Consider the following 20816-nt stretch of genomic DNA (forward strand, 5'->3'; position numbering starts at 1 on the left):
CCGCCCGCGCTCGGTCCGCGCCGGGTCTTCACCCGTGGAGGCAGGGCGGGGCGGGGGCGCCGATTTGCACGCCGCCCGTCGCCCCGGGGCGGGGCGGCCGGCTATCTTTTTTCGGCATGTCCTCGCTGTCCCTCTCCTCCGCCCCGCCCGCGCTCGGCCCCGGACCGGGGGCGGCCGTGGTCGACGTCTCGGTGGTGATCGTGACGTACAACGTGCGGGGGTTTCTGGACCAGGCGCTCCGGTCGGTCGAGCGGGCCAGCGCCGGCCTGGCGGTCGAGACGTTCGTGGTCGACAACGACTCGGCGGACGGGTCGGCCGAGATGGTGCGCGAGCGGTTCCCGGACGTCCGCCTGATCGCGAACGAGGAGAACGTTGGGTTCGCGGTCGCCAACAACCAGGCGCTCCGCGAGGCGGCCGGCCGCTACGCCCTCGTCCTCAACCCGGACACGATCCTTCAGGAGGACACGCTCCGCACGCTCGTCGCCTTTATGGACGGGCACCCCGACGCGGGCGCCGTCGGGTGCCGCATCCTCAACCCCGACGGCACGTTCGCGCCCGAGAGCCGCCGCGCCTTCCCCACGCCGGCCGTCGCGTTCTACCGGATCGCCGGGCTGGCCCGGCTGTTCCCCCAGAGCCCCCGGTTCGGCCGCTACAACCTCACGCACCTCCCGGCGGACGAGGTCTGCGAGGTCGACGCCCTCAGCGGCTCGTGCATGATGGTCCGCCGCGAGGCGATGTGGGGCGGGGGGGAGGGACACGGGATGGAGAGGGATGAGGAGGGATGGGCAGAAAAGTCCGCCCCGCACGGTTCTGCTCATCCTCCCATGCCTCCGTCCCTCCATCCCTCCCCCCGCGGAGCGGGGCTCCTCGACGAGGCCTTCTTCATGTACGGCGAGGACCTCGACTGGTGCTACCGGATCCAGCGGGCGGGGTGGCGGATCTACTACACGCCGGAGACGCAGATCGTCCACTACAAGGGCGAGAGCACGAAGCGGGGCGACCTCCGCTACGTGGTTCTGTTCTACGGGGCCATGCTCCGGTTCGTCGAGAAGCACGTCGGGGGCGGGGCGGGGTGGGCCGAACGGGCGGGGACGGGGGCGCTCGCGCTCGCGCTCCGCGTGGGGATCGTAGGCCGGGCGGCCGTGGCGGCGCTGGGCCGGCTGGGGCGCGGTCTGGCGGGTCCGGCCGCCGACGGCGCCCTCGCGTGGGCGGCGCTCGCCGCCGCGGCCTGGGGCTGGTCGCAGGCCGACGGGTTCGCGTTCGGGTCGGGCTTCTACGGCCTCGTGCTCCCGGCGTACGCGCTCGCGCTCGTGGGCGGGGTGGCGCTCGCCGGCGGCTACCCGCGCGGGCGCCCGCCGCTCCGCCCGGTCGCGGTGGGCGCGGCGCTGGCGGCGCTGGCGGTCGCGGCGGCCTCGTTTTTCGTCCCGTCGATCGCGTTCAGCCGCGCGGCGCTCGGGCTGGGCTTCCCGGCCGCGGCCGCCCTGCTCCTGGCGCGGCGGGTCCGCCGGCGGACCCGGACCGCCCCGCCCCGGCGGGCGCTCGTCGTCGGCACGGCGGCCGAGGCCGAGCGGCTCCGTCGGCTCCTCGGCGGCCGGCTCCGCCCCGAGGCCGAAGTCGTCGGCTACGTCGCCGAGGCGGGCGGCGACGGTACGAGCGCCGCGGGCGGGGCGGTGCCCCACGTCGGCCGGCCGCGCCAGCTCCGCGACCTCGCGCGCCTCCAGCACGCCGACGAGGTCGTGTTCGCCGCCGACAGCCTGACGAACACGGCCATCCTGGAGGGGATGCGCGCGCTCCGCGACCTGCCGGTCCAGCTCAAGATCCTGGCCTCGGGCCACGACCGGATCATCGGGAAGGCCTACGTCGAGGACTACGCCGCCCCGCTCCTCGAAGCCGAGCGCGCGGTGGCGCCGCTGCGGGCGGGGTGGAGCCGCCGGGCGCTCGAGGTCCCCGTCGCGGCCCTGTTCACGCTCGCCGCGCCGGCCCTGCGCGCGACGGCCCGGCTCCGCCCGACGGCGCGGTGGCGTCGGCTGGCCGCGTTCGCCGCGCGGATGCCGTCGGTGCTGGCCGGGCGCCGCGCGCTCGTGGGCTACGACGCGGCCGGCCCGCACCCGCCGCCGGCGTGGGGGCTCCCGCCGGGCGTCGTGTCGGTGCTCGACACGCGCCGGCCGCGCCCGGCGACGATCACGGAGGCGCACCGGGCCTACTGGTTCTACGCCCAGCGGCAGTCGCCGTGGCTGGACGCCGAGATCCTGCTCCGGGCGCTGCTCCACGGGTAGGCCGCCCCGCCCACGCTGAGGGCGGGGTGGGGGCTTGGGGCGGGGTGGCGTGTTCGCTCCGCCCGGCCGCCCCGCCCGTCCGTCCCGCCCGCCCCGCCCCGCTCGGGCGGGGTGGCGTCGTCGTCGTCGGGCGGTACCTTGCGCGCATGGCTCACCTCCTCGACTTCGAGAAGCCCCTCGCCGACCTCGAAGCGAAGCTCGCAGAGCTCCGCCAGTTCGAGGCCGACGACGGCTCCGTCGACCTCTCCGGCCAGATCGAGGCGCTCCAGACGCGCGTCGACACGCTCCGGCAGTCGATCTACCGCGGGCTCACGCGCTGGCAGCGCGTCCAGATCGCCCGGCACCCCGAGCGGCCCTACACGCTCGACTACGTCGACGCGCTGACGACGGGCTTCGTCGAGCTCCACGGCGACCGCCTGTTCTCGGACGACCGCGCCCTCGTCGGCGGCCCGGCCACGTTCAAGGGATCGGCGTACGGCGGCGACGACCGGACGGTCATGGTGCTCGGCCACCAGAAGGGCCGCGACACGAAGCAGCGCAAGGAGCGCCGGTTCGGGATGCCCAACCCCGAGGGCTACCGGAAGGCCAAGCGCCTCATGGAGATGGCGGCCAAGTTCGGGAAGCCCGTCGTGACCTTCCTCGACACGCCCGGCGCCTACCCCGGGCTGGAGGCCGAGGAGCGTGGGCAGGCCGAGGCCATCGCCCGCAACCTGCTCGTCATGGCCCGGCTGCCGGTCCCCATCGTCGTCGTCGTGATCGGCGAGGGGGCGTCGGGCGGGGCGCTCGGGATCGGCGTCGGCGACCGCGTGCTCATGCTCGAGAACGCATGGTACTCGGTGATCTCGCCCGAGTCGTGCTCGTCGATCCTGTGGCGCTCGTGGGACCACAAGGAGGAGGCCGCCCGCGCGCTCAAGCTGACGGCCCCGGACCTCATCCAGAACGGGATCATCGACGAGATCGTCCCCGAGCCGACCGGCGGGGCGCACCACGACCCGGCCGCCACGTTCGAGGCGACGGGCCAAGCCATCGTCCGCGCCCTCGACGCGCTCCTGCCCCTGGACAGTGAGGCGCTCCTCGACCAGCGCCTCGCCAAGCTCGACGCGCTCGGGGCGTTCCGCGAGGCGGCGCCGGCCGCGTGAGCGGACCGACCCGCTCCGCCCCGCTCGCCGACAGCGCGGCGCTCCGCTACGTCCACCGCCACCGCGTCCGGTACCGCGAGTGCGACCCGATGGGCGTCGTCTACCACGCCCACGTGCTCGACTGGTTCGAGGCGGCGCGGACCGAGGCGCTCCGCTCGGCGGGCCTCCCGTACGCCGAGCTGGAGGCGAGCGGCGTCATCATGCCGGTCGTGGACGTCGCCGTCCGCTACCACGCGAGCGTGCGCTACGACGACGTGGTGGAGGTCGAGACCACGTTCCCCGAGCCGCCGCGCGTCCGCGTGCCCATCGACTACGCCGTGCGGCGCGAGGGCGAGGCGGCCGTGCTCGTCTCGGGCCGTGTGACGCTGTGCTTCGTGGACGCCGAGCGGGGGCGGCCGGTCGCCGCCCCGCCCCTGATCCGCGAGGCTTTGGCTGCGCCGTCTGCTCTGCAGGTTGACCGGGCGGGGCGGGGCGGCGGGTGAGGAGCGGCCCACCCCGCCCTCACGGCGCGGGCGGGGCGGGGCGGTCGGGCGGGGCGGCCTCGGTGAACACGCGCGACACGGCCGGGTGCGCCTCGCGGACCGCCGCCTCGATGCGCACCGACGCCTCGGCCACCTCGGGCGCCGAGAGGCCGTCGCGGAACTCGACCTCGACGTTGACGAGCACGTCGTCCGGCCCCATCTGCATCGTCAGCGGGACGTCCGCGTGCGCGACGGCGGGGTCGGCCTGGGCGATCTGGCGGACGGACGCGACGACCTCGGGGGCCGCCGCCCGGCCGGTCAGCAGGCTCCGGCCCGTGGCGACGAGCGAGAGCGAGATGCCGGCCAGGAGCAGGCCGATGGCGATCGACGCGAGCCCGTCCCACGTCGGGTTGCCCGTCGCGTGGCCGAGCGCGATCCCGCCCGCCGCCAGGAGGATGCCGACGAGGTCCGCCGTGTCCTCGGCGAGGACCGTGTAGACGGCGGGGTCGGAGCTTTTGCGGAACGCCTCCCACACGCCGACGCCGGGGTGGTCGCGCCGGAGCTCGCGGAGCGCGAGCAGCCACGAGCCCCCGTCGAAGAGGAAGGCGAACCCGAGGACGGCGTAGTTCCACGTCGGGTCCGTCATCTCGTTCGGGTGCTGGAGGTGCGAGACGCCCTCGTAGAACGCGAGCCCGCCGCCGATCCCGAACAGGGCCACGGCGACGAGCAGCGCCCACACGTAGAGCTCCGAGCTGTGCCCGAACGGGTGCCCCGCGTCCGCCGGCCGCTGCCCGCGCTTGACGCCGACGAGCAGGAGCACCTGGTTCCCCGTGTCCACGAGCGAGTGGATCCCCTCGGAGAGCATGGCCGACGAGCCCGTCACGGCCGCGGCCACAAACTTGACGATGGCGATCGCGAGGTTGGCGACGAAGGCGCCGTAGACGGCGATGGGGCGATCGGCCACGGGCGGGGCGGGGGAGGAGCAGGAGCCGCCTCGAACGCCCGTCGCGGGCGGACGGTCCGCCGCCCCGCCCGCGGATCTCGGGGCGGGGCGGGGTAGCACGGGCGAACGCCGCCGAGGCTGCGCTGTTAGACCGGCCCGCGATGGGGCGCCCGGTGCCGGGTGCCTCGGCCCTTCTTGTTCGCCGACCGCCCCGCCCATGCGATGCGTCCTCCTTCTGTTCGGCCTGCTCGCGGTCGGCCCGGCCGTCGCCCAGGCGCAGGCCGAGCGGCCGGCCGTGCTCCCGATGCGCGAGCGGGCGGTCGTCCAGGACCGCTGGCTCGCCGACCGCCTCGACACGGTCGCTCCGGCCCTCATGCGCCGCCACGGCGTCGACCTGTGGGTCGTCCTGGGCCGCGAGTACAACGAGGACCCCGTGCTCCAGACGATGCTGCCGGCCACGTGGCTCTCGGCCCGGCGGCGGACGGTCCTGGTGTTCCACGACCCGGGGGCGGGGCGGCCGGTCGAGCGGCTGGCCGTCGCGCGCTACGACGTCGGCCCGTTCCCGCGGGCGTGGGAGCCGGAGGACCAGCCCGACCAATGGGCGCGGCTCGCCGAGATCGTGGCCGAGCGCGACCCCCAGCGGATCGCCGTCAACCGCTCGCCCACGTTCGCGCTCGCCGACGGCCTCGCCTCGACCGAGTACGAGGCGCTCCTCGGCGCCCTCCCCGCCCGATACCACGGCCGCGTCGTCTCGGCCGAGCCGCTCGCGGTCGCATGGCTCGAAACGCGGACGCCGGCCGAACTCGCCGTCTACCCGACCGTCGTGGCGCTCGCCCGGAGCCTCTTGCACGAGGGGCTCTCGACGGCCGCCGTCACGCCCGGCGTCACGACCACGGACGACCTCGCGTGGTGGTACCGCGACCGCGTCCGCGGGCTCGGGCTCCGGTCGTGGTTCCACCCCGGCGTCTCGGTCCAGCGCACGAGCGGGACGGGACGGTCGGGCGACTTCTCGGGGCGCCCCGGCGAGACCGTCATCCAGCCCGGCGACCTCGTCTGGGTCGACTTCGGGATCGAGTACCTCGGGCTCCACACGGACACGCAGCAGATGGCCTACGTCCTGCGCTCCGGCGAGACCGCCCCGCCCGCCGGCCTCGTCGCCGGCCTGAGGGCGGCGAACCGCGTGCAGGACCTCCTCACCGGGCAGTTCGCGACCGGGCGCACGGGGAACGAGGTCCTCGCCGCCGCGCTCGACGGCGCGCGTGCCGAGGGGATCGACGCGACGATCTACACGCACCCGATCGGGTTCCACGGCCACGGGGCGGGGCCGACGATCGGCCTGTGGGACCAGCAGGGCGGCGTCCCGGGCGGCGGCGACTACCCGCTCCACCCGAGCACAGCGTACTCGATCGAGCTCAACGCGGCCGTTGCCGTGCCCGAGTGGGGCGGGCAGGCCGTCCGGTTCATGCTGGAGGAGGACGCCGTGTTCGACGGCGAGGCGGTCCGCTACCTCGACGGGCGGCAGGAGGCGCTCCTGCTCATCCCCCGCCCCGCCCGGTAGCGCGGGCGGGGCGGGGGCGATACGGTTGCTCCCGGTGGTTGTGTCTTAAGAACCCGGACGCCCTTTGCCGGTCTGTAGCCGCGAGTCAGTCAGCCCGAACAACGACCTCCGCCGCCTCCAACTCGTGCAGCGCCGTCGGTGCCAGGTCCGCCCCGTTCGGCCACACGACCGTCCCGCACACGGGGGCCACGCTCACCCGGGCGAAATACGACGGGCCCCGGAGTGGCGCGAACACCGCCCCGCCTACCCGCTCGATGAGCGGGAGCACGTTCACCCCGCGGACTTCGCCTGTGCTGAACGTGAGCTGCAGGGTGTGACCGCCGAGCGGGTCCGCGTCGGCGATGCGGAGGACGTCGGCCATGTCAGTGCGGGGGGCGACGACCGATCAGGGCTCTGGGACTGAGGGCGGGGTGGTCGAAGGCTATGGCAACAGTGCCGCCCCGCCCGGAGCGAGAGGGCGTGGTGAAACGAGCATTGGACGGCGTCAGGCCTGATCCGCCCCGCCCGGCGTAGAGACACTACGAGCGCCCGCCCCGCCCCGCAACCACCGCCCCGCTCGCACCCACGGGCGGGGTGGTGGCGCAGGGCCGACCGTAGCCTTCCACCTCGCCCGTACCCGCGGGCGGGGCGGTGGCACGAGACCCGCCGTAGCCTTCCCCACCCCGCCCTGGCCCGCGTGCTCCGCAAGATCCTCCACGTCGACATGGACGCGTTCTACGCGTCGGTCGAACAGCGCGACGACCCCGCGCTGCGCGGGCGGCCCGTGGCCGTCGGCGGGCGGGGCGGGCGCGGCGTCGTGGCCGCGGCGAGCTACGAGGCGCGGCCGTTCGGGATCTCCAGCGCCATGCCGATGGCGTGGGCGCGGCGGCGGTGCCCGGACCTCGTGGTCGTGGCCCCGCGGTTCGACGTCTACAAGGAGGTCTCGGCCCAGGTGCGCGAGGTGTTCGGGCGCTACACCGACCTCGTCGAGCCGCTCTCGCTCGACGAGGCGTACCTCGACGTGACCGAGCCGCTCGACGGGCCGGCGTCGGGGACGCTCGTCGCGCGGCGCATCCGCGCCGAGGTGCGCGAGGCGACCGGGCTCGCGTGCTCGGCTGGCGTCTCGTTCGGGAAGTTCCTCGCCAAGACGGCGTCCGGCCTCGCCAAGCCCGACGGGCTCCGCGTGATCACGCCCGACGAGGCGCCGGCGCTCGTGGCCGCGCTCCCGGTCGAGGACTTCCACGGCGTCGGCCCCGCGACGGCGGCGCGGCTCCGGGCGCTCGGCATCCGCACCGGCGCCGACCTCCAGGCGCGGTCCGAGGCCGAGCTCCGCGCCGCCCTCGGCAAGACCGGCGGGTGGCTCGCGCGCGTGGCCCGGTGCGACGACGCGCGGCCCGTCCGCCCCGACCGCGTGCGAAAGTCGGTGGGCGTCGAGCGCACGTTCGCCCACGACGTGAGCGGGGCGGACGCGCTCCTCGAACGGCTGGCCCCGCTCGCCGCCGAGCTGGCCCGCCGCCTCGACCGCCACGGGACGGCCGGGCGCACGCTCACGCTCAAGCTCAAGAGCGCCGACTTCGAGATCACGTCGCGCTCGGCCACGTTCGCCGCGCCCGTCTGGGCCGAGGCCGACCTCCTCGACCGCGGCGCCGCGCTCCTCCACCGCCCCGCCCCGCCCGCCGAGCCGGTGCGGCTGCTGGGGCTGACCGTTTCGGGGCTCATCAGCGAGGGCCGGCAACTCGTGCTCCCGTTCGACTAGGCGCCCTTCGGGGCGGTACGGGGTACTTGGTGCAGGGTACTCGGTACGGGGTGCGGCTCCGACCCTACCTGTACCTCGTACCAAGTACCCTGTACCCCACCCCGCCCATGCCGCCGACTGTCGCCCAGATCGCCGCTTCGCTCGCCGCCAAGACCGACGCCGACCGCTTGTTCCGCGAGGGCGACCCTGTGGGCGTCTGGCTCGACTCGCCCCGCCCGGTCCGCCGGCTGGGGCTGCGGCTGGAGGCCGGGCGCGCGCCGTACGCCTGGGCCGACGGGCTCGACGCCGTCCTGCTCCACCGGCCGTTCGGGCTGTGGCCGGCGCGGCTCCCCGACGGGCTCGGCGTGCTCGCCTACCACCGCGCCCTCGACGAGCGGTTCGCGGTTGGCCACAACCCCGCCCTCGCCCGCGAGCTGGGGCTGGAGCCCGAAGCCGAGCCCCTCATGCGCGGCGGCAACGTGGTCGGCCTGGTCGGTGCCCTCCCCGCCCCGCTCACCGCCGCCGACGTGCTCGGCCGCGTTGCCGACGTGCTGGGCGGGGTGGAGGAGACGGCGGGAGCGGGCGGAGCCGACGCGGGCGGGGCGGTGGAAGTCTCGCGCGTGGCGCTCGTGGGAGCTATGACGGAAGCGCTGGTCGAGGCGGCGGCCGAGCGCGGCGTCGGCGTGTACGTCACGGGCCAGGTCCGGCGGCCGGGCGTAGCGCCAGCGGAGGCGGCGGGCGTGCTCGTCGCGGCGGTAGGCCAGGAGCGGGCCGAGCGGTGGGGGCTTCGCCACCTGGGCCGCCTCGTCGCTGCGCGGTGGCCGGACGTCGATGTCGTGGACGCGGGCGGGGAGGGCCGCGGGTAGGCGACTCGTCTGCCGCCTCTTCTCTTCCCCTCCTCTTTTCGACCGCCCCGCTCCGCCCTTTGGGTCCGTCCTCTGGGTTCGCCCGTGCGCTCTCCGTGGAGGCAGAATCGGGGCGGGGTGGTGGGCGTTGACCCAAGGCCTATTGAGATCGTCTTCCGAATCCGACCATGCCGCTCCCCCTCTCTGTCCTCGACCTCGCCCCGATCCCCACTGGCGCCGACGCCGGTGAGGCGCTGCGGCGGACGGTCGACCTGGCCCGCCTCGCCGACCGGCTGGGCTACACGCGCCTGTGGTTCGCCGAGCATCACGGGATGCCGAGCGTGGCCTCGTCGGCGCCCGAGATCCTCATCGCCCACACGGCCGCCGCCACCGAGCGCATCCGCGTGGGCTCGGGCGGGGTGATGCTCCCGAACCACGCCCCGCTCCTCGTCGCCGAGCGGTTCCACACGCTGGAGGCGCTGTTCCCGGGCCGCATCGACTTAGGGATCGGGCGGGCGCCGGGGACCGACCCCGCCCACATCCGCGCGCTCCGGTCGTTCGACGCCGAGCAGTTCCCGTACCAGCTCGCCGAGTTGACGGCGCTCTCCGAGGGCGCCTTCGCCGCCGACCACCCGTTCGCGTCGGTCCGCGTGACGCCCGGAGGCGTGGCGCTCCCGCCGATCTGGCTGCTCGGGTCGAGCGGGTCGAGCGCCGCGTTCGCCGGCGCGCGCGGGCTGGGCTACGCCTTCGCGAGCCACTTTAGCCCGACGCCGGCCGCGCCCGCCCTCAACGCCTACCGCGCCGCTTTCGAGCCGTCCGAGGCGTTCCCCGAGCCGCACGCGGTCCTCGCCGTCGCCGCCGTGTGCGCTGAGACCGAGGCCGAGGCCCGGCGCGTCTCGGCCACGATGGAGCTGGCGTGGGCGCGCATCCGCACGGGCCGGTTCGACCCGCTGCCGTCGCCCGAGGAGGCGCTCGCGCACGACTACACCCCGCCCGAGCGCGCGGCCGTCGAGGCGTACCGCCAGATCGCCGTCGTGGGCACGCCCGACGCCGTCCGCGCCGAGATCGAGCGCCGCGCGGCCGCCGCCGGCGCCGACGAGGTGATGGTGACGACGAACGCGCACGGCCACGCCGACCGGCTCCGCTCGTACGAGCTGCTGGCCGAGGCGTTTGGCCTGGCCGCCCCGCCCGCGGAGCGCGCCGCGGACCTCGCCGCCGCCGCGTGAGCGCCGCCCCGCCCGTGTCGAGTCCGCCCGCGTCGGGTCCGCCCCGCGCCGTCGCCGTCATCGGGGGCGGGGCGGCCGGGCTCGTCGCCGCCGTCTTCGCCGCGCGCGCCGGTGCCCGCGTCGTGCTCCTGGAGCGGACCCGGCGGGGCGGCAAGAAGATCGTCGTCTCGGGCGGCGGCCGGTGCAACGTGCTCCCCTCGGCCGTCGACGCCGGCCGGTTCGTGACGGCGGGGTCGCCGCGCCTGCTCCGGCGGATCCTGGACTCGTGGCCGCTCCCCGAGCAGCGGGCCTTTTTCGAGCACGACCTGGGCGTTCCGCTCTCGCTCGAACCCGAGACGGGCAAGCTGTTCCCGACGTCGAACCGCGCGACCGACGTCCGCGACGCGCTCGTCGACGCCGCCCGCGCGGCCGGCGCTGACCTCCGGTTCGATACGCTCGTGACGTCGCTGGAGCCGGGCGAGGCGGACCGCAAACCGGCGGGGTGGCGCGTCGGGCTGAAAGACGCCGCCCCGCTCGACGTCGACGCGGTGGTCCTGGCGACGGGCGGCCTGTCGGTGCCCAAGACCGGGAGCGACGGGTTCGGGCTCCGCGCGGCCGAGGCGCTCGGGCTGCGCGTCGAGCCGACGTACCCGGCGCTCACCCCGCTCACGGCGGGCGACGGACAGGCCGCCCCGCACGCCGACCTCTCGGGCGTCTCGCTCGACGTGGCCGTCCGCGCGCCCGGTGACAAAAAGGCCGGGCGGGGTGGTGTCGAGGCGTCCGGCGGGTTCCTGTTCACGCACCGCGGCTACAGCGGCCCGGCCGTCCTCGACGTGTCGCACCTCGCGACGCTCTCGCGGACCCTGGATGACGGCGGCCAGCCGGTCCTCGTGCGCTGGGCCCACCGCGACGCCGGGGCGTGGGACGCGGCGTTCCAAGCGCCCGGCCCCGGCACGGTCCTGGGCGACCTGCGTGATGCCCTCCCCGCCCGCCTCGCCGAAGCGTTGCTCTCCGAGGCCGACGTGCCTACCGACCGCAACCGGGCCGACCTCCGCCGCGACGAGCGCCGCCGCCTCGTGGCCGTCCTCACCGAGTATCCGCTGCCGTGGACCGGCGACGAGGGCTACAAAAAGGCTGAGGTGACGGGGGGCGGGGTGGCGCTTTCCGAAGTGGCCGCGCACTCGCTCGAAGCCCGCTCGCGGCCCGGCCTGTTCTTGTGCGGCGAGGTGCTCGACGCGTTCGGCCCCATCGGCGGCTACAACTTCCTCTGGGCGTGGGCCACGGGGCGTCTCGCGGGCCGCGCGGCCGGTGCTCCCTGAGCGGGGCGGGGAGGGCGTCTTGAACTTTCCGGGCGCAGGACTCGTTGGACGCACCACCCCGCCCGTTGGGGTCCCCTCTCACACTCGACCCCTGCCCCCATGCTCACCGGACTCATTTTTTGGATTGTCGTCGGCGCGATCGCCGGCTGGCTCGCAGAGAAGATCATGAAGGCCAACATGGGCCTCGGCATGAACATCGTCATCGGCATCGTCGGCGCCCTCATCGGCGGGTTCGTCGTCGGCCTGCTCCCGTTCGTCGACGCCGACGGCGGCTTTTTCTGGAGCATCCTAGTGGCGACGCTCGGCGCCGTCATCCTGCTCTGGGCCGTGAACAAGTTCAAGGAGCACTCGGCCGCCTAGCCCGCCCCGCTCCGTCCTCCGCGGGCGGCCCGTCTCCCGGCGGGCCGCCCGCCTCTGTTTCCCCCCCGCCGTGCTTCGCCCCCTCGCCCTCCTGCTCCTGGCCGCCCTCGCCCTCGCCGCCTGCGGCACCGACGCGCCGGTCGACCCCGACCAGACCGTCGTCGTCCCCGAGGCCGACGTCGAGCGGTTCCGGGCCGACGTGTTCCAGGAGACGTTGGACATCGACGCCGCGCTCGCGCGCCTCGAAGGCGAGGCCGCCGGTGCCGACTCGGTCGTGCAGGCCGCGTACGACCCGGTCCTCGAGCGGCTCCGCGAGCAGCGCCGCCGGTTCCAGGTCCGCGTCGACAGCCTCCGCCCCGCCCCGCGCGCCGCGTTCGACTCGACACAAACGGCTATTCTGGTGCAGGCGCGGGGGCTCCGCGAGGCCGTCCGCCGCGGGCGCTACGACGCCGCCCCGAGCTACGCCGCGCTCCAAGCCGCCGCGGGGCGCGGGATCGCCGAGGTCGACGAGCGCCTCGTCGCGCTCCGCCCGTATGCCGCCGCCGACACGACGGGCCGGTTCGGGCGCGCGCTCGACTCGCTCGCCGCCGACCGCGACCGGCTCCGCGAGCGGCTCCGCGCCTACCCCGACACGTCGGCCGCTCAGTTTCCCCCGTTCCGCGGCGCGTTCACCGACCGGGCGCTCGACCTGGACGCCCGCGTCGACTCGGCCGCCACCGACACCGTAGGCGTGGACCTGGGGGCGGGGCGGTAAGCGACGGGCGGGGCGCCGACCACCCCGCCCTCAACGAAACCGCCCCGCCCGGGCAGACCTGGGCGGGGCGGGGGCTCGGAATCCGCCGTTCGTTATTCCGCCGGAACCTCTTCGTTCACATACGCCACGCCCCACGCCACGAGCGCGTCGGCGGCCTCCTGGCTGTCGGCCTCGGAGTAGACGCGGAGGACGGGCTCGGTGCCGGACGGCCGGAACAGGAGCCACCCGTTCTCGACCCGGAACTTGAACCCGTCGAGCGTCTCGGTCTTCACGACCGGCTGGCCGTCGACCGTCTTCAGGCCGTCCTCGGCCAGCTCCTTGAGGACCGCCTGCTTGCGGGCGTCCGTCGTGTGGAGGTCGTTGCGGGCCTGGAAGTGCGGGCCGAACTCGTCCGACAGCTCGCGCACGAGGCCCGAGAGCGTCCGCTCGCGCTTGACCATCATCTCGATGACCGTCAGGCCGATGTAGAGCCCGTCGCGCTCGTAGATGTGGCCCTTGACGGCCATGCCGCCAGACTCCTCCCCGCCCACGAGCACGTCGCCCTCGACCATCTTGGGGCCGATGTACTTGAACCCGATGGGCGTCGTCTGGACCGTGAGCCCGTACTTCTGGCCCATCTTGTCGAGCATGTCGGTCGTCGAGAACGTCTTGACGACGTCGCCCTTCAGCCCCTTCTCCTCGTGGAGGTACTTGACGAGGAGCGCGAGGATTGAGTGGGAGTCGACGAACGTGCCCTCCTCGTCGACCAGCCCGATCCGGTCGGCGTCGCCATCGGTGGCGAGGCCGGCTGCGGCGTTCTTGTCGATGACGGCCTTGAGGAGGCCGTCGAGGTTTTTCTCGATGGGCTCCGGCGCCTGCCCGTGCATGCCCGGGTTGAGCTCGTGGTGGAGCTCGACCACGCGCGTCTTGCCCAGGAGCTCGGTCACGACGCCCTGGCCGGCGCCGTACATGGCGTCGTAGGCCACCTTCGTCCCGGCCTCCTTGATCGCGTCGACGTCGATCCGCTCGCGGAGCAGGTCGACGTACTCGGTCTGGAGGTCGAACGTCTCGATAAGCCCCTCGCCGACGAGGTCGTCGTACGGGCGGGGCGGGGCGGCCTCGCCCAGCGACCCCATTCCGGCCTCGACGGCGGCGATCATGTCGGGCGTGGCCGGGCCGCCAAAGTGGGCCTTGATCTTGAACCCGTTGTAGGCCGGCGGGTTGTGGCTCGCGGTGATGACGATGCCGGCCGTGTGGCCGCCGTCGGCGGTCTTCCAACTCACGGCCGGCGTCGTCGCGAACCCGTCCGCGAGGCGGACGCGGACGCCGTTCGAGGCGAACACGCGGGCCACGAAGCGGGCAAACGCCTCGCCCTGGAACCGCGTGTCGTGGGCGACGACCACCGACCCGTCGCCGTCGGTCTGCTTGCCGACCCACGCGGCGGTCGCGCGGGCGACGGTCTCCAGGTTCTCGAACGTGTAGCCGTCGGCGATCACGGCGCGCCAGCCGTCGGTACCAAACTTGATCTCTGACATGGGGGAGGGCAAAACCCGGGGGCGGGGTGGGCGCGCCGCACGGCGCGAGGAACGGGAAAGCTACCGTCGGGCGGGCGGCGGAGCCGTGGGGGAAACTCCGCGACCGCGGTGCCGGACGTGGTGTCAGCGGGCGGGGCGGGGCCGTGGGTGACGAGTGATGGGTGGCGAGCGAAAGGCGCCGCCCCGCCCGTCGCGCTACTCGGGGTGGCACGCGAACCTGCCGCCCCGCCCGGTTCATCTCGCTCGTGGCGAGGGCGGGGCGGGAAACGACCACCCCGCCCATTACCCGTCACTCGTACCCCATCACCCGTTCAAGCGCGCGTCAGGCGCCGGTGCGGGCCGGTCGGCTCGTCGTCGGCGACGCCCAGGCGCTCTTTGCGGTCGGCCTCGTACTCGGCGTAGTTGCCGGGGTAGAAGAAGACGCCGCCGTCCTCAAAGGCCAGGATGTGCGTGGCGACGCGGTTGAGGAACCAGCGGTCGTGCGAGATCACGACGGCGCACCCGCCGAAGGCGAGCAGCGCCTCTTCGAGCGCGCGCAGCGTGTTGACGTCGAGGTCGTTCGTGGGCTCGTCCAGGAGGAGCACGTTTGCACCCTCCTTGAGCGTGACGGCCAGCTGGAGCCGGCCGCGCTCGCCGCCGGACAGCGTGCCCACCTTCTTCTGCTGGTCCTGCCCGCCAAAGTTGAACCGGCCCACATAGGCGCGGCTGTTGACCTCGCGCGTGCCGAGCTGGATAAAGTCCGCCCCGCCCGAGATCGTCTCCCAGACCGTCTTGTTCGGGTCGAGGTCGCGGTCCTGGTTGACGTACCCGATCTGGACCGTGTCGCCCACCTTGAACTCGCCGACGTCCGGGGCCTCGGACCCGGTGATCATGCGGAACAGGGTCGTCTTGCCGGCCCCGTTCGGGCCGATCACGCCGACGATGCCGCCGGGCGGGAGGTCGAACGTGAGGTCCTCGACGAGCGTCCGCCCGTCGTAGCCCTTTTTGACGCCCTCGGCCTGGACGACGACGCGGCCGAGGCGCGGCCCCGGCGGGATGTAGATCTCGAGCTCGTCGCGGCGCTCGTCCGGCAGCCCGGCCTGGAGCTCCTCGTAGCGCGCGAGCCGCGCCTTCGACTTGGTCCGCTGGCCCTTGGCGTTCTGGCGGACCCACTCGAGCTCCTGGTGGATCGTCTTCTGCCGCTTCGAGGCGTCCTTCTCCTCCTGCTTCAGCCGGGCCTCCTTCTGCTCGAGCCACGACGTGTAGTTGCCCTCGAACGGGATGCCCTTGCCGCGGTCGAGCTCCAGGATCCACCCCGCCACGTTGTCGAGGAAGTAGCGGTCGTGCGTGACGGCGATGACCGTCCCCTCGTACTGCGCGAGGTGCTGCTCGAGCCACGCGACGGACGCGGCGTCGAGGTGGTTCGTGGGCTCGTCGAGCAGGAGCACGTCGGGCGCTTGCAGGAGGAGCCGGACGAGCGCCACGCGGCGCTTCTCGCCGCCCGAGAGCGGGCCGACCGCGGCGTCGGCGGGCGGGCAGTGGAGGGCGTCCATGGCCTGCTGGAGGCGGGCGTCGACGTCCCACGCGCCGAGCCGGTCGATGTCCTCCTGGACCTTGCCCTGCTCAGCGATGAGTGCGTCGAAGTCGGCGTCGGGCTCGGCGAAGGCGGCCGAGATCTCCTCGTAGCGCTTGAGGAGCCCGACGGCCTCGGACATCCCCTCCTCGACGACGTCGCGGACCGTCCGCGACGGGTCGCCCAGGTCGGGCTCCTGCTCCAGCATCCCGATCGTGATGCCGGGCTGCTTCTGGATCTCGCCGTCGTACTTGTCGTCCTGGCCCGCGATGATGCGGAGGAGCGTGGACTTGCCGGCTCCGTTCAGGCCCAGGACGCCGATCTTGGCGCCGTAGTAGAACGAGAGGTAGATGTTGTCGAGGATCTTCTTCCCCGTCGGCAGGGTCTTGCCGACGCCGAGCATGGAGAAGATGATTTTCTGGTCGCTCACGGTCGCTGCGTCTGTGTGCCGACCAAGCTAGGCGGCCGCCGCCCCGCCCGCGGTGGATTCGCGGTGGACACGGGGCGGGGTGGTTGAGAGGTTCGGGGTTCGGCGTTCCGTCTCCCTGGCCGCCCCGCCCGTTTGCCAGGGCGGGGTGGAGGGCGAACCCAGAGCCGCCCCGCCCAGGCGGCCGCGCCCTGCGGCGGGCGGGGTGGCACGCCCGAGGACATGACGCATCGTGTCCCTACGGGTGCTCGGACGAGGGCGGGGCGGACGACTCCGGCCCCTCTACCCCTGACCGCCCCGCCCGGGCGTCGCCTACGGGGTCCCGATCGAGGACGGGCTCCCCAGGTGCAGCGCCTCCTCGGTGAGCGCGTGGTAGCGCTCGGCCCAGTCGAGGGCGGCCTCCCAGGTGCCGGCGTCGATCTCGAGCCGGGCGGCCACCTCGCGGAGCGCCTCGACCTCGCGCGGGTCCAGGCGGCCGTCGGCGTAGCCGACCAGGAGCAGGTCGAGGAGCACCACCACGCGCGCGCGCTCGGTCCCGAACAGGAGGTTCAGGTCGCCGACGGCGTGGGGCGCGTCGGCGTGCTCGGCCTCCAGCCCGGACTCGGTGTAGAGGCGGTCGAGCCGCTCGACCTCCTGGATGGAGAGGCGGCGGTCCGCGTCGATCACCTGGCGGGCGAGGACGAGGAAGGCGCGGCGCTGGTCGGCGCTCAGTTCGTGCAGGAACACGGCGGGGCGGGGAACACGGAGCGGCAAAGTAACCGCTCTGGCCCCCCGCTCGTGCCCGGCCCGCAACCGCAACGGCGGGCTAGGGACGGCGCCGCGCCCCGCCCGGGCGGGGTGGAGGCCGGCCGCGGCGAGCGGGGCGGCGACGAGCCGGCGGAGCCCGGCGGCCGGCACCTTCGACGAGGCGGCCGCCCCGCCCGCGCCAACGGCCTCTTCCGCCGGACGCGGCGCGGCGTGACGAGCGAGGGCGGGGCGGACGTCGGGCGACCGCAGCGGGCGGGGCGGGGACCAGGCGGAAACCCGTTCGGGTCCAGGCCGAAACGGTGGGCGTCGCGCCGGCGTCCTCGCCGAAACCTACGGGACCCCTATGACCCTCGCCGTCCTCGGCGCCACCGGCCGCACCGGGCGCCCCCTCGTCCAGCAGGCGCTCGCCGCCGGCCACCACGTCACGGCCCTCGCGCGGACGCCCTCGTCGCTCGGCATCGACCACCCCGCCCTCACCGTCGTCCAGGGCGACGCTTTGGACGCGGCCGACGTCGACCGCGTCGTCGACGGCGCCGACGCCGTGCTCCTCACGCTCGGCCACACGAAGGGGTCGCCGCCGGACCTCATGGCCCGGGCGGCCCAGAACGTGGTCGCGGCCATGAAGGCGCACGGCGTCCGCCGTGTCGTCACCGAAACCGGCGCCGGCGTTACGGACCCCAAGGACCCGGGCGGGTTTGCCCCGCGGCTCGTCGGCGGGATCATGAAGGTGGTCGCCAAAACCCTCCTGGCCGACTCCAAGGCCCACGTCGACGCTTTCCGCCGCTCGGGCCTGGAGTGGACCGCCGTCCGCGCCCCGCGCCTGACCGACGGGCCGCAGACGGGCCGCTACAAAACCGGCTACTTCTCGATGGGCCTGGGCCACAGCGTCTCTCGCGCCGACGTGGCCGACCTGATGCTCGACCTCGCCACGTCGGACCGCTTTGCCGGCGAGGCCCCGATGGTCACGGACGCGTAGCCCACCCCGCCGTCGGCCGCCCCGCTCGGCCCGTTAAAAATGTCCGAGGGCGGGGTGGAGGCGCGGCCTCGGCGGACACCGCCCCGCCCTCGCGCGTAGCCCCGCCTCTGCTGCGCCGCCATGCCCGCCCCGCCCGACCTGTCTTCCCGCGTCGCCCTCGTCGCCGGCGCCAGCCGCGGCGTCGGGCGGGGCGTCGCGCTCGCGCTCGGCGAGGCCGGCGCGACCGTCTACGTCACCGGGCGGACGCTCAAGAGCCAGCGCCGCCGCGACGTGCCCGGTAACATCGACGAGACGGCCTCGGACGTGACGCGGGCCGGCGGGCGGGGCGTGGCCGTCCAGACCGACCACACGCGCGTCGAGGACGTCCGCGCGCTCCTCTCCCGCATCGAGGCCGACGCGGGCGGACTAGACCTCCTCGTGAACGCCGTCTGGGGCGGCCACGAGGGACCGGCGGCTGGCGGACCGTTCTGGGAGCAGCCGCTCGCGCGGTGGGACGCCACCATGCGCTCGGGCGTCTGGGCGGCGCTCCTCACGTCCCGGTTTGCCGCCCCGCTCCTCCGCGACGGCGCGCTCGTGGCGACGGTCACGTTCGAGGACCGCGGACGGTACACCGGCAGCGTGTACGACGACGTGGCGCAGGCGTCGCTCGCGCGGCTCGCGTTCGGGATGGCGCAGGACCTCCGGCCGCGCGGTGTCACGTCGGTGGCCGTCTCGCCCGGCTTCGTCCGCACCGAGCGGGTGCTGGCGGCCTATGGAGCGACGGAGCGGACGTGGGCGCGCGTGCCCGCGCTGGCCGGATCGGAGAGCCCGCGCTACGTCGGCCGTGCCGTCGCCGCGCTTGCCGCCGACCCCACGGCCTTCCTGCGCACGGGGCAGACGCTGCTCGCTGCCGACCTCGCGCGCGAGGTCGGCGTCGTAGACGTCGACGGGACGCAGCCCGGTCCGCTCCGGCTGCCGGACGGAGCCGCCCCGCCCGCGCACGGATGAGCAGGGCGCTTCGCTGTCGGGGAGGGGCGGTGCGCCGGGACCGCGTGCGCCGGGGCCGCGTGCGCCCCCGTTGCGTTTGGAGGGCGGGGTGGGCACCTTCCCCCCAGACCCGCCGCCGCCTGTGACCCTCGACGCCCTCACGCTCGTCGTCCCCACCAAGGACGAGGCCCACAACGTCGGCCCGTTTCTGGCCAGCCTCGACCCGCGCCTCCGCGTGGTCGTCGTCGACGCGAGCACGGACGGGACGGCCGACCTCGTCCGCCGCCTCCGCCCCGAGCGGACGACGGTCCTGGAGGTGCCGAGCTCGATCCCCGAGGCCCGGCAGATTGGGCTGGAGGCGGCCGAGACCGAGTGGATCCTGTTCACCGACATCGACGTGTCGTTCGGCCGCGGCTACTGGTCCGCGTGGGAGGCCCTCGACCTGGGGCCGCGCGTGGGCGCTGTCCAGGGCGGCAAGTACAGCGCCGACGCCGAGTACCGGACGTACTACCGGCTGTTCTCGCTCGGCATCCGCGTGCTCGCGTGGCTCACCGTCCCGGCCGGGTCGGGGTCCAACATGGTCCTCCGGCGCCGCGCGCTCCTCGACGCCGGCGGGTTCGACCCAGCGCTGACGGCGAACGAGGACATCTACGCGCTGTGGACCGTCCGCCGGGCGGGGTGGCGCGTCGTCTACGCCCCGGCGCTCCGAGTCTACGAGCGCGACCACCGCCGGCTTCGGCAGGGCCGCCTGCGAAAGACGCTCCACGGGTGGATCCGCCCGCTCCTGCTCTTCACCGGCGCCGGCGCCGGCTGGGTCCGCGCGTCGAGCTGGGGCTACTGGAAAAACCGGAACGGCCCCGGCGGACCGCCCGCTGGCGAGCGGTCCTGACTACGGGAGCGCCTCGGACGGCTCGACCTGCTCGGGCGCGTCGAGCCCGCCGCCCCCGATGCCGCCCGTCGTCTCGCCGCCCCGCTGGGACAGCAAGAACACGATGAGGAGGAGCGTGAGCACACCCACGACGAGGAGGGCGATGCCGAACGGGCTGCGGCGCTTGGCGGTGTTGTCGGCCATGAGGGGCGGGGTGGGAGAGGGGCAGACGAACGCAGACCGCCCCGCCCCGGGTTTCCCGGACATCGGCCTCTGGAAACGCAGAGGGCGGGGTGGCGCGCTCTGCAGCGCCTCAACGTGGGAGCGGCGAGGCCACCGGCGAACGGCGCGCGCCTCGGGCGCTACGTCCGCGGCAGCGTAAGGCTGGCGTACCAGCCCTGCTCAATCGCCGTCTTTCGCTTGTGGCAGTTCGCGCACCGGACCTCGCACTTGGCAATCTCGGCGTCGAGCTTGGCGAGGCTGAACTGGCGAACGGCCATGTCTGACAGGGAGCCGACCTTCCGCCCTCGCACGTGGTCAAACTCCAAGACAACGGGGTCCGTTTCGCCGCAGTCCACGCACGGGTGCGCGGCGAGGTAGTCTCATAGGTGCCCCGTGTTCCGGACCTTGTATGCGTCGTTCCGAGCGCGCTGGGTACTCCCCCGCCGACGGTACCACTCCCTCTGAACCTCGGCCTTGCATACCCGGCAGTACGTCTGTAAGCCGTCCCTTCTCCGCCGGTTTCTGTGGAAGGCGGCAGACGGTAACGTCTGTTCACACTTCGCGCACCGTTTCACCTGAGGAGTCATCGTCGCCGGGGAGCCTCTTGGACTCTACCGCAGGCGGGTGACACCACTCCGGCACCGCTCTAACAAAAACCCGCCTCAGCGCACGGCAGAGGCGGGTTTCGGCAGTGCCCCCAGAAGGATTCGAACCTTCGACACGCGGATTAAGAGTCCGCTGCTCTAACCAGCTGAGCTATAGGGGCACCGCCAAGCTACCCGCCCCGCCCCGCCCGCTCAAGCGGACAGACGGTGAAACCGTGCCGCCACGGAAAACTCAGCGGGCGGGGCGGTCCGTCAGCCCCGCGCCGCTGTATCGACCGACGACGCACCCACGGCCGCCATGCTGTCCGCGAGCCAGAGCTTTCCCCAGGAGCGCGATCGCACCGTCCCACCCCGCCCCGCGGTCC

General features: G+C 74.3%; 20 protein-coding genes and 1 tRNA gene. 13 read left to right on the top strand and 8 right to left on the bottom strand.

Features of this window, described 5'->3' with window-relative positions:
• Positions 1–116 precede the first annotated feature (116 nt).
• From RQM47_RS04725 to RQM47_RS04735, 3 genes are all read left to right on the top strand, one after another.
• A complete protein-coding gene (locus tag RQM47_RS04725; RefSeq protein WP_314007633.1) occupies positions 117–2276 on the top strand; it encodes a glycosyltransferase family 2 protein in 2160 nt (719 codons plus the stop codon).
• 146 nt (positions 2277–2422) lie between these two features.
• The gene (locus RQM47_RS04730) at positions 2423–3415 is read left to right on the top strand and encodes an acetyl-CoA carboxylase carboxyltransferase subunit alpha (protein WP_311662690.1); all 993 of its coding nucleotides are present in this window, start codon (positions 2423–2425) and stop codon (positions 3413–3415) included.
• On the top strand, positions 3412–3897 hold the full coding sequence (locus RQM47_RS04735; RefSeq protein WP_311662691.1) for a thioesterase family protein: 486 nt from the start codon (positions 3412–3414) through the stop codon (positions 3895–3897). The genes RQM47_RS04730 and RQM47_RS04735 overlap by 4 nt, the downstream gene beginning before the upstream one ends.
• Positions 3898–3916: 19 nt before the next feature.
• On the opposite strand, the gene RQM47_RS04740 is transcribed toward RQM47_RS04735, so the two are convergent.
• Complete coding sequence (locus tag RQM47_RS04740; RefSeq protein WP_314007636.1) at positions 3917–4840, bottom strand: cation diffusion facilitator family transporter; 924 nt, start codon at positions 4838–4840, stop codon at positions 3917–3919.
• A 196-nt stretch (positions 4841–5036) separates the two neighbouring features.
• Here RQM47_RS04740 and RQM47_RS04745 point away from each other — a divergent pair, with 196 nt between their 5' ends.
• Positions 5037–6377, top strand: a complete 1341-nt coding sequence (locus tag RQM47_RS04745) for a M24 family metallopeptidase (RefSeq protein ID WP_314007638.1) — start codon at positions 5037–5039, stop codon at positions 6375–6377.
• Positions 6378–6462: 85 nt separating this feature from the next.
• Here the strand turns inward: RQM47_RS04745 and RQM47_RS04750 are convergent, their stop codons facing one another.
• Positions 6463–6738, bottom strand: coding sequence for a DUF2442 domain-containing protein (locus tag RQM47_RS04750; protein WP_311662694.1), 276 nt, complete (start codon positions 6736–6738; stop codon positions 6463–6465).
• 315 nt (positions 6739–7053) lie between these two features.
• On the opposite strand from RQM47_RS04750, the gene dinB reads away from it, so the two are divergent.
• From dinB to RQM47_RS04780, 6 genes are all read left to right on the top strand, one after another.
• On the top strand, positions 7054–8112 hold the full coding sequence (dinB, locus tag RQM47_RS04755; protein ID WP_311662695.1) for a DNA polymerase IV: 1059 nt from the start codon (positions 7054–7056) through the stop codon (positions 8110–8112).
• Positions 8113–8219: 107 nt separating this feature from the next.
• The gene (locus tag RQM47_RS04760; protein WP_311662696.1) at positions 8220–8957 is read left to right on the top strand and encodes a Nif3-like dinuclear metal center hexameric protein; all 738 of its coding nucleotides are present in this window, start codon (positions 8220–8222) and stop codon (positions 8955–8957) included.
• A gap of 167 nt (positions 8958–9124) precedes the next feature.
• Positions 9125–10162, top strand: a complete 1038-nt coding sequence (locus RQM47_RS04765) for an LLM class flavin-dependent oxidoreductase (RefSeq protein WP_314007641.1) — start codon at positions 9125–9127, stop codon at positions 10160–10162.
• Between the two features lie 14 nt (positions 10163–10176).
• On the top strand, positions 10177–11460 hold the full coding sequence (locus RQM47_RS04770) for an aminoacetone oxidase family FAD-binding enzyme (protein ID WP_311662698.1): 1284 nt from the start codon (positions 10177–10179) through the stop codon (positions 11458–11460).
• 99 nt (positions 11461–11559) lie between these two features.
• Positions 11560–11820: a GlsB/YeaQ/YmgE family stress response membrane protein gene (locus tag RQM47_RS04775; RefSeq protein ID WP_311662699.1), complete on the top strand. Its 261-nt coding sequence runs from the start codon at positions 11560–11562 to the stop codon at positions 11818–11820.
• A 70-nt stretch (positions 11821–11890) separates the two neighbouring features.
• Positions 11891–12574 carry a hypothetical protein gene (locus tag RQM47_RS04780; protein ID WP_311662700.1) on the top strand — a complete coding sequence of 228 codons (684 nt, stop codon included), beginning with the start codon at positions 11891–11893 and terminating at the stop codon, positions 12572–12574.
• Between the two features lie 92 nt (positions 12575–12666).
• On the opposite strand, the gene RQM47_RS04785 is transcribed toward RQM47_RS04780, so the two are convergent.
• From RQM47_RS04785 to RQM47_RS04795, 3 genes are all read right to left on the bottom strand, one after another.
• Positions 12667–14088 carry a phosphoglucomutase/phosphomannomutase family protein gene (locus tag RQM47_RS04785; RefSeq protein ID WP_314007644.1) on the bottom strand — a complete coding sequence of 474 codons (1422 nt, stop codon included), beginning with the start codon at positions 14086–14088 and terminating at the stop codon, positions 12667–12669.
• Positions 14089–14399: 311 nt separating this feature from the next.
• Positions 14400–16070, bottom strand: coding sequence for an energy-dependent translational throttle protein EttA (gene ettA, locus RQM47_RS04790; RefSeq protein WP_314007646.1), 1671 nt, complete (start codon positions 16068–16070; stop codon positions 14400–14402).
• Positions 16071–16379: 309 nt separating this feature from the next.
• Complete coding sequence (locus RQM47_RS04795; protein ID WP_311662703.1) at positions 16380–16793, bottom strand: TerB family tellurite resistance protein; 414 nt, start codon at positions 16791–16793, stop codon at positions 16380–16382.
• Between the two features lie 364 nt (positions 16794–17157).
• Here RQM47_RS04795 and RQM47_RS04800 point away from each other — a divergent pair, with 364 nt between their 5' ends.
• The 3 genes from RQM47_RS04800 to RQM47_RS04810 all read left to right on the top strand — a co-directional run bounded on the left by RQM47_RS04800 (position 17158) and on the right by RQM47_RS04810 (position 19645).
• Positions 17158–17790 carry an SDR family oxidoreductase gene (locus RQM47_RS04800; protein ID WP_311662704.1) on the top strand — a complete coding sequence of 211 codons (633 nt, stop codon included), beginning with the start codon at positions 17158–17160 and terminating at the stop codon, positions 17788–17790.
• Between the two features lie 120 nt (positions 17791–17910).
• Positions 17911–18777 carry an SDR family oxidoreductase gene (locus RQM47_RS04805; protein WP_311662705.1) on the top strand — a complete coding sequence of 289 codons (867 nt, stop codon included), beginning with the start codon at positions 17911–17913 and terminating at the stop codon, positions 18775–18777.
• A gap of 121 nt (positions 18778–18898) precedes the next feature.
• On the top strand, positions 18899–19645 hold the full coding sequence (locus tag RQM47_RS04810; protein WP_311662706.1) for a glycosyltransferase: 747 nt from the start codon (positions 18899–18901) through the stop codon (positions 19643–19645).
• Here RQM47_RS04810 and RQM47_RS04815 read toward each other — a convergent pair whose 3' ends face one another.
• The 3 genes from RQM47_RS04815 to RQM47_RS04825 form a co-directional block, all read right to left on the bottom strand.
• The gene (locus RQM47_RS04815; RefSeq protein ID WP_311662707.1) at positions 19646–19828 is read right to left on the bottom strand and encodes a hypothetical protein; all 183 of its coding nucleotides are present in this window, start codon (positions 19826–19828) and stop codon (positions 19646–19648) included.
• A gap of 158 nt (positions 19829–19986) precedes the next feature.
• The gene (locus RQM47_RS04820; protein WP_311662708.1) at positions 19987–20124 is read right to left on the bottom strand and encodes a hypothetical protein; all 138 of its coding nucleotides are present in this window, start codon (positions 20122–20124) and stop codon (positions 19987–19989) included.
• Positions 20125–20538: 414 nt separating this feature from the next.
• Positions 20539–20612 (bottom strand) — tRNA-Lys (locus RQM47_RS04825).
• Positions 20613–20816: the final 204 nt, after the last annotated feature.

It is taken from the genome of Rubrivirga sp. S365 (assembly GCF_032248475.1).
Taxonomy (GTDB): Bacteria; Bacteroidota; Rhodothermia; order Rhodothermales; family Rubricoccaceae; genus Rubrivirga; species Rubrivirga litoralis.

What these genes read in the sequence shown, in the direction of transcription:
- RQM47_RS04800 (WP_311662704.1), top strand. Translation starts at nt 17,158, where the DNA reads ATGACCCTCGCCGTCCTCGGCGCCACCGGCCGCACCGGGCGCCCCCTC.
- RQM47_RS04815 (WP_311662707.1), bottom strand. Translation starts at nt 19,828, where the DNA reads ATGGCCGACAACACCGCCAAGCGCCGCAGCCCGTTCGGCATCGCCCTC.
- RQM47_RS04785 (WP_314007644.1), bottom strand. Translation starts at nt 14,088, where the DNA reads ATGTCAGAGATCAAGTTTGGTACCGACGGCTGGCGCGCCGTGATCGCC.
- RQM47_RS04765 (WP_314007641.1), top strand. Translation starts at nt 9,125, where the DNA reads ATGCCGCTCCCCCTCTCTGTCCTCGACCTCGCCCCGATCCCCACTGGC.
- RQM47_RS04750 (WP_311662694.1), bottom strand. Translation starts at nt 6,738, where the DNA reads ATGGCCGACGTCCTCCGCATCGCCGACGCGGACCCGCTCGGCGGTCAC.
- RQM47_RS04805 (WP_311662705.1), top strand. Translation starts at nt 17,911, where the DNA reads ATGCCCGCCCCGCCCGACCTGTCTTCCCGCGTCGCCCTCGTCGCCGGC.
- RQM47_RS04730 (WP_311662690.1), top strand. Translation starts at nt 2,423, where the DNA reads ATGGCTCACCTCCTCGACTTCGAGAAGCCCCTCGCCGACCTCGAAGCG.
- RQM47_RS04725 (WP_314007633.1), top strand. Translation starts at nt 117, where the DNA reads ATGTCCTCGCTGTCCCTCTCCTCCGCCCCGCCCGCGCTCGGCCCCGGA.
- RQM47_RS04775 (WP_311662699.1), top strand. Translation starts at nt 11,560, where the DNA reads ATGCTCACCGGACTCATTTTTTGGATTGTCGTCGGCGCGATCGCCGGC.
- RQM47_RS04745 (WP_314007638.1), top strand. Translation starts at nt 5,037, where the DNA reads ATGCGATGCGTCCTCCTTCTGTTCGGCCTGCTCGCGGTCGGCCCGGCC.
- RQM47_RS04760 (WP_311662696.1), top strand. Translation starts at nt 8,220, where the DNA reads ATGCCGCCGACTGTCGCCCAGATCGCCGCTTCGCTCGCCGCCAAGACC.
- RQM47_RS04820 (WP_311662708.1), bottom strand. Translation starts at nt 20,124, where the DNA reads ATGGCCGTTCGCCAGTTCAGCCTCGCCAAGCTCGACGCCGAGATTGCC.